1 protein-coding gene is annotated in these 640 nt (G+C 55.3%); it reads left to right on the forward strand.

What is annotated here, in order from left to right:
• On the forward strand, positions 1 to 587 hold a 587-nt coding region (locus I656_RS0117340), incomplete at its 5' end, for a glycogen/starch/alpha-glucan phosphorylase (protein ID WP_033007058.1).
• Between the last annotated feature and the right edge of the window lie 53 nt (positions 588 to 640).

Below are 640 nucleotides of genomic sequence, written 5' to 3' on the forward strand. Positions count from 1 at the left end.
TTTTTTTGGAAAACTACCGTGTGTCGCTCGCCGAAGAGATCATCCCGGCCGCCGATGTGAGCGAGCAAATCTCAACCGCCAGCAAAGAAGCGTCCGGGACGGGCAACATGAAGTTTATGATGAACGGGGCGATCACGCTTGGCACACTTGATGGGGCGAACGTCGAAATCGCGGAAGCGGTCGGGAAAGAAAACATGTTTTTGTTCGGGCTGACGGCTGAGGAAGTGCTCAACTACTATGAGCACGGCGGCTACCGGGCGCACGAGTATTACCATCACGACAAGCGGATCAAGCAAGTCGCCGACCAGCTTGTCAACGGCTTTTTCCCGGATGCCGGCGATTACTTTGAACCGATTTACGATTCGCTTTTGACGCAAAATGATGAATATTTTGTGCTGCGCGACTTTGCCGCCTACGCCGAAGCGCATGAGCAGGTGGAAGACGCTTACCGCGATCCGGCGCGCTGGTGGCGGATGAGCGCCGTCAACATCGCCCACTCCGGCTACTTTGCCAGCGACCGGACCGTCGCGGAATACGCGGCCGAAATTTGGGGTCTTTTGCCGTCGGGGGAACGTTTCTCAACTTAGGAAAGGACGTTGGAAAGGACGTTTTTGGGTTGCTTTTTCATCGTCTTTGGCGA

The organism is Geobacillus sp. WSUCF1, from assembly GCF_000422025.1.
In the GTDB taxonomy this organism is placed as follows: Bacteria; Bacillota; Bacilli; order Bacillales; family Anoxybacillaceae; genus Geobacillus; species Geobacillus zalihae.